This window comes from Dysgonomonas sp. Shenzhen-Wh21 (assembly GCF_043392705.1).
Lineage (GTDB): Bacteria > Bacteroidota > Bacteroidia > Bacteroidales > Dysgonomonadaceae > Dysgonomonas.
On the sequence record NZ_JAIXHZ010000115.1, the window covers coordinates 1 to 6,657 of the forward strand.

At 32.9% G+C, this 6,657-nt stretch carries 6 protein-coding genes and 1 tRNA gene; 5 read left to right on the forward strand and 2 right to left on the reverse strand.

From position 1 onward, the window contains the following. Window positions 1-257: 257 nt before the first annotated feature. Both LDB17_RS07455 and LDB17_RS07460 read right to left on the reverse strand, forming a co-directional pair. The gene (locus tag LDB17_RS07455) at window positions 258-713 is read right to left on the reverse strand and encodes a hypothetical protein (protein WP_252639528.1); all 456 of its coding nucleotides are present in this window, start codon (window positions 711-713) and stop codon (window positions 258-260) included. A 68-nt stretch (window positions 714-781) separates the two neighbouring features. Further along, entirely contained in the window at window positions 782-1,561 is a 780-nt protein-coding gene (locus LDB17_RS07460) for a ThiF family adenylyltransferase (protein ID WP_252639529.1), read from the reverse strand. Window positions 1,562-1,731: 170 nt separating this feature from the next. Between LDB17_RS07460 and purD the strand changes: the two genes are divergently transcribed. From purD to LDB17_RS07485, 5 genes are all read left to right on the forward strand, one after another. Beyond that, the gene (purD, locus tag LDB17_RS07465) at window positions 1,732-3,003 is read left to right on the forward strand and encodes a phosphoribosylamine--glycine ligase (protein WP_252639530.1); all 1,272 of its coding nucleotides are present in this window, start codon (window positions 1,732-1,734) and stop codon (window positions 3,001-3,003) included. A gap of 1 nt (window position 3,004) precedes the next feature. After that, window positions 3,005-4,012 carry a hypothetical protein gene (locus LDB17_RS07470; protein WP_306541205.1) on the forward strand — a complete coding sequence of 336 codons (1,008 nt, stop codon included), beginning with the start codon at window positions 3,005-3,007 and terminating at the stop codon, window positions 4,010-4,012. Between the two features lie 178 nt (window positions 4,013-4,190). After that, window positions 4,191-4,264: transfer RNA gene (locus LDB17_RS07475), tRNA-Ile, on the forward strand. Between the two features lie 113 nt (window positions 4,265-4,377). Continuing rightward, entirely contained in the window at window positions 4,378-5,574 is a 1,197-nt protein-coding gene (locus tag LDB17_RS07480; RefSeq protein WP_252639532.1) for a site-specific integrase, read from the forward strand. A 179-nt stretch (window positions 5,575-5,753) separates the two neighbouring features. Further along, on the forward strand, window positions 5,754-6,657 hold a 904-nt coding region (locus tag LDB17_RS07485; protein ID WP_393924970.1), incomplete at its 3' end, for a DUF4297 domain-containing protein.

Consider the following 6,657-nt stretch of genomic DNA (forward strand, 5'->3'; position numbering starts at 1 on the left):
ACTGCGTAAAAGTGGGAGAGTAGGTTACCGCCGTTTTAAGCAAAGTCCGTATACATGAAACTGTATGCGGACTTTTGTTATTGATACAATCCAAGCTACAAAGGATAATAGAAAGATACAAGAAGTATGTAGTTAGTAGATATATTTAATCACCGCTCTTAATATTAGAATATACATAAAAATACCCTTTAGGTCTGGAGTATCTAAAGGGTATTTCATTTATATAGTATGTCTTGTCTTATTATAAGAAGGAGATTTTAATCATTCTGATAAGGGATATTTTTGTATTCGCAAATTTCTACTAGTTTGCTTTTTACTCTTTTTACATCATCGTATTTTAAAGTAACGAGATCTATTTTTCTTTGTTTCTGGCCTCCATTCAGAGAGAAAGTAATGTAGCTGATACCAATATTTAAACTACTTACATTTGTCCAATCTATTGGAGATTTACTCTGTCCCGAGATATTCGGTTTAACTGTATTGTTATCGATTGAAAGTATAGCTCCCGAAACCCATAGGGTGTTGCTTAATAATAGTATGGCAGCAAGAATAAAGGCTATAAGCGCACTGAAAAATAATATACCATAACCACCGGAAATCCCCTCTGTAATACAGAAATAAAGAGCAAATCCTGTTAAATAAATACCTGTTATGATATTTATAGTTTTCTTAGTGGAAGAAGGCGTATTGTAATCAATAATTAATTCATTCATTGTAGTTTTATTTAAATTTATTACTACAAATATGAGAAATAATACTGATTTTATAGTGTTCTCTGAAATTATTCTTTGCAGATATCTTGAATAACAAGTCCTGCTAGGGTGAAGCCAAATGTAGCTGTGATATGAACCAGCGTACCATTGGTTTGAGCTTTCACACTCGGATTGTCTTGTTTTAGCAATTCTGAACTCTTTGACTCATCATGTTCATACTTCAGGCCTTTGTTCTCTAAAACTTCGTCACTATATACACATTTGAATTTTTTCCACGGTTTTTCTCCTTGTTTCATTTTTCGACGAAGGGCTGCAGCGAGCGGACAGCCTTTTACATTCCAAAATTCGGCAACTTTAATTCGGGTTGGATCCATTTTTAAGGCAGCACCCATCGAAGAAAATAATTTTGCTTTAGTTCGTGTTGCTGTGCGAATTAAATGTACCTTATGTTTCAGACTATCTATTGCATCAATTATATAGTCGTAAGATTGAAGGTTGAAAGAATCAGAAGTTTCTTCGCTGTATACCTGAACTATAATTTCTATTTCAGCATCGGGGTTGATGTCGAGCAAACGAGACTTTAATACTTCCACCTTACGTTGCCCAATCGTTTTTGTTGTAGCCATAAGTTGTCTGTTTATATTTGTCTCACAAACTTTATCGGAATCTACAATGGTAAGATGTCTTATTCCCGATCGAATCAGGCTTTCGGCACACCAACTACCAACTCCTCCTACGCCGAATAAAATAACTCTTACCGAAGAGATCTTGTTCATCAATTTGTCACCCAGTAATAGCTCTGCTCTCTTAAAGATTCCTTTTTCCTCTTGCATTCTTTCTATTTTCATTTTTTTAGGGGTACAAACTTACAATAAATATTTCTGATTTCATGTTAAGAAAATAATCATGTATCTTTGCTGCTCAAATAATTAACGTGTCATGGTACTCTTCTTGTGTTGAGACACCTATTATTAAGTGAATCTAGCTAAGAATACAACAAAATATTATCTTTTTAATTATGAATATATTATTATTAGGAAACGGAGGTCGTGAAAATGCATTAGCATGGAAGATTAGGCAAAGCAATAAGGTTCAGAAACTTTATGTGGCTCCCGGCAATGCAGGAACTCATGAAATAGCTGTAAATGTAAACTTATCGCCCACTGATTTTCCTAAGATAAAACAATTTGTTTTAGATAATAATATAGATATGGTTGTTGTAGGTCCCGAAGAGCCTCTTGTAAGAGGAATATACGATTTCTTCGTCAATGATGATGATATTAAAGATATTCCTGTTATAGGCCCCTCTAAGATAGGAGCACAGCTTGAAGGGAGCAAGGATTTTGCTAAGCAATTTATGATGCGTCATAATATTCCCACAGCCAGATATAAAAGCTTTACATTAGATGAATTGGACGAAGCTTATTTATTTTTAGAAGAGCTAGAGGCTCCGTATGTGTTGAAGGCAGATGGATTAGCCGCCGGGAAAGGCGTACTTATAATAAGTGATATAGAGGAAGCGAAACAAGAGCTAAAAGAAATGCTTTCGGGGATGTTTGGCGATGCTAGTAAAACTGTTGTTATAGAAGAGTTTTTGTCGGGAATAGAATGTTCTGTATTTGTATTAACGGATGGAGATTCATATAAAATACTACCTGTAGCCAAAGATTATAAACGAATTGGCGAAGGAGATACGGGGCTGAATACCGGAGGAATGGGTGCTGTGTCGCCGGTATCGTTTGCTGACGATGTATTCATGAAAAAAGTAGAAGACCGCATTGTTATTCCAACAATAGAGGGGCTGAAAAAGGATAAAATTATATATAAAGGATTTATTTTCTTAGGCTTAATAGAGGTCAAAGGAGAACCTATGGTAATTGAATATAACGTACGTATGGGTGATCCTGAAACTGAAGTTGTCATGTTGCGGATAAAGTCTGATTTTGTTTCTTTGTTAGAAGGGGTTGCAACAGGTACATTAGAGAGTAAATTGCTGGAAATAGATAGTCGTTATGCTGTTACCGTGATGCTTGTATCGGGCGGTTATCCGGGAGACTATGAGAAGAATAAAGAAATGTCGGGTTTGGATAAGGTAAAAGATAGTATCTTATTTCATGCCGGAACAAAGCTTGAAAATAATAAGGTGCTGACAAACGGAGGACGTGTTATTGCAATAAGCTCATATGGAGAAACCAAGAATGAAGCCTTGTCTCTATCCTTCAAGAATGCAGATGTAATATCTTATGATAAAAAATACTATAGGAAAGATATAGGTTTCGATCTCAAATAAAATGGCAGTTATTCCTAGATTTTATAAAAGTCATATTGCGGAAGGGAAGGGATTTCTTATAATCTCTATTATTTTTGCAGTATGTATGAGGATAGCATTTGTAGTATCATCAAATGCTATGCCTTCAAATATGGAAGGAGGGTATCTTTGGCAACTGCTCGATTTCTTTTCGGGTAATCCATTATATTCATTGGCAGGTAGTAGTATTATTGTATCTGCAATGGCTGTATTGACTGCTCATATCAATACTGATTTTGTACTGATAAGGCGGCGGACTCTGTTGCCTCCCGCTATTATAATTTTACTGTTTAGCTGTCATCCTTCGTTGGTGTGGATATCTCCAGCGTATATTGGGGTATTATTCATGCTTTTTACAGTATCTATATTATTCGCCTCTTATAATCACTCCGAAAGATCTGTTGCTGCATTTAAAATAGCGTTTATGCTTTCTTTAGGAAGCCTGTTTACGCCTCTTTTATTACTTTTTGTTCCATTAACATGGATTGCCCTTGTAATAATGAGGTGTTTTAGTTTTAGATCCTTGTTAGCATCCTTTTTGGGAGTCTTTATAGTATATTTCCCTACATTCTCTTTTTATCTTCTTACGGATAATCTAAACGAATTTCTTTCTCCTTTTCTACATTATAGCAGTTCTCAACAGTTAGTCATGTTTCCTTTTCTGCGTTTTGATATTGCTATATGGGTTTCTCTTATTTTTATAATTCTTTTTTTGAGTATTATCATTGGAGATAATTTCCTTAACAGGCATAAGGATAAAATAAAGATAAGGGCATATTTATCGTTATTGATATTTTTCACAGTCTTATCTTTATTATTCTCTATCTTTATAAATATAACACCGCAAGTGAGTCTGTATATTTTTATGGGAGTGGGATCATTCCTATTATCTCATTTCTTTGCATTAGGAGAAACAAAGGGGACAGTAGTACTATTTTATATATTTATAGTGGCTTGTTTGTTGTTTAGCGGCTTATCTTTTCTCCGATAGTAAAAAAATTACAAACAAATATTTTTGTAGTTCAATTTTATCACGTTGATACAAAGTTTCTTAGTTTTTATCGTGGTTTGAGAGATAAATCTTCTGGTAGTTTTTTACTCAAAAACTTGCTAGTCTCACTAAAAAGCAGTAATATTGCATCCGATTTCGGGATAACCTCCGAAAATCAGGTCCTATAGCTCAGTTGGTTAGAGCATCTGACTCATAATCAGGGGGTCCCTGGTTCAAGCCCAGGTGGGACCACTTAATAATAAAGCACTTACGGAAATGTAGGTGCTTTTCTTTTTTTGAAATATGACTGTTTTAACATGGTTTTAAACCTATGAGTTAAACCAAGAGTTAAACCAGTTTAACCAATGAACGCAACAGTTAATGTGGTGTTATTCAAGTCAAAAACTTTAGCAAATGGAGAACACCCTCTAATGATTCGTGTCTGCAAAGACAACAAAAAGAAATACAAAAGCCTAGGTATTTCAATTCATCCTCAATTTTGGGACTTTGATAAGAATAAACCACGCAAAAATTGTCCCAATAAAGAGCAAATTCAAACATTGATATCTGATAATATTAAAGATTTATCAGGAAGTATATTAGATTTTAAAACCGAGAATAAAGAATTTACGGCAACCAAAGTAATAGAGCGAGTTAAAGAGCCTTCTTTAAAAAAAACAGTAGAACAATTATTCGATTCGGAAATAAATCGTTTACAGGGAGAAGGTAGATTAAAGTATGCATCTACTTATAAAGAATTGAAAGCATCCTTATTAAATTTTAATATGCATCTGGATATTTACTTTTCAGAGATTGATATTAATTGGCTAAAGCGATATGAGGCATATTTAAGAACTAAAGGATTAGCAGATAATTCGATTGGTGTCCGTTTCAGAACACTAAGGACTTTATTTAATAAGGCAATTAGCGAGAATATCGTTAAATCAGATTATTACCCTTTTAAAGCATATAAAGTATCTAAACTTCGGAAAGGAACAGTTAAACGAGCGATAACAAAAGCGGATATAGAACTTATAATCAATCACAAAGTAGAGAGCGATTATTCCCAATTAGCAATTGATTTATTCTACTTTTCTTATTTATCTGGTGGCATTAATTTCGTTGATATGGCTTATCTAAAGGCTGATAATATAATTGACAAGAGGTTAATATACAATCGAAAAAAGACGAAGAAACTTATTAAACTTCCAATGCAAGAGAAAGCCTTGCATATTATAGACAAATATAAGTCAGATAACTGTTACTTATTTCCTGTTCTATCAGATTTCCATAAAACAGAAGTACAAAAGGCTAACCGTATTCACAAAGTTTTAGCAAAGGTCAATAAGTGTCTTAAAGAGATAGGAACGGAATTAAATTTACCTATTGATATTACAACCTATGTGGCACGCCACACCTATGCAACAGTATTAAAACGTAGTGGAGTGAACACTTCTATTATTTCTGAATCATTGGGGCATAGTTCAGAAAAAGTTACTCAAATTTATTTAGATAGCTTTGAAAATAGTCAGATAGATGAAGCGATGAAGAATTTGTTGTAACTATCGATTACAATTATTAAGGAGGATATTTTTTGAGGAAAGTATGTTTTATATACCATCTTCAAATTTTATCCTCTTTGTGTTAAGTAAGAAAAGTAGAGGTTCTATTATTTTCTATTTAATATTAATTGATTATATCAAATAATTGTTAATTTTGAGTTGTCTAGATTTTAATTCATATGGAAAACCCACTAAATGCGCCCCAAAGAGAAAAAGCAGGTTCATATACATTTGACAAATATGATTTTCAATATCATTGGGCATTATATAGAGTTATAGATGATATTGCAGAAGCTCGAAATTTTGCGATAATTATAGAATATCACGAGGATGTTATAATTTCGGATTCCCTAGATGCTCAAAATGCAAGATTTGAATTCAATCAAATAAAAACTACAGATGCTGTTTTAAAGGCAAGCGATTTAATTAATAGAAAAAAACTAAAAAATGGATCCTCTAATTCTATTTTAGGAAAACTTATATTAAGTTCTCAGAATGACAAATTTGATTCAACTCGAATTAGTAATATAAATTTAATAACAGTTAAAGGCTTTGATTTAAAACTAAGTGACGAAAATTTAGGATTAAAGCTTGATAAAATAGCAATCGGAGATTTATCGTCTGGAGAAATTGAAAAACTGGAAAAAAAGATAAGTGAAGAATTAAGTATATCTAAATTACCTAGCAATATCCAATTTATAATTACAGATTTATCTGAAAAAAAATATTCAAATGATGTATTCGCAGAAATTGCAAAATTAATAGAACGATTACACCCATCTTACCCCTCAAAACCAGGTCTGATTTATCGATTACTAATTGATCGTTTACATCAAGTCGGCAAAGATACATACGATTATAAAACGTGGGAAGATCTACTAAACAATAAATCACTTACATCCGAAACCATCCGAAATACAATAGATAATATCACGCTAGTTAAGACAGAAGAAGAAATAAATGATATTTTTTTACAGATTATAATCGAATTAGGCTATGATAATAGTTTAAAACAGACTCAGCCTAGAAATATATTTAGAAGGTACAGACAAAATATGATTGGAAATTCGAGTTTAGATAGAC

Bases quoted from the DNA above. Each gene is read 5' to 3' on its own strand.
- LDB17_RS07480 (WP_252639532.1), top strand. From the start codon at position 4,378: ATGAACGCAACAGTTAATGTGGTGTTATTCAAGTCAAAAACTTTAGCA.
- LDB17_RS07455 (WP_252639528.1), bottom strand. From the start codon at position 713: ATGAATGAATTAATTATTGATTACAATACGCCTTCTTCCACTAAGAAA.
- purD (WP_252639530.1), top strand. From the start codon at position 1,732: ATGAATATATTATTATTAGGAAACGGAGGTCGTGAAAATGCATTAGCA.
- LDB17_RS07460 (WP_252639529.1), bottom strand. From the start codon at position 1,561: ATGAAAATAGAAAGAATGCAAGAGGAAAAAGGAATCTTTAAGAGAGCA.
- LDB17_RS07470 (WP_306541205.1), top strand. From the start codon at position 3,005: ATGGCAGTTATTCCTAGATTTTATAAAAGTCATATTGCGGAAGGGAAG.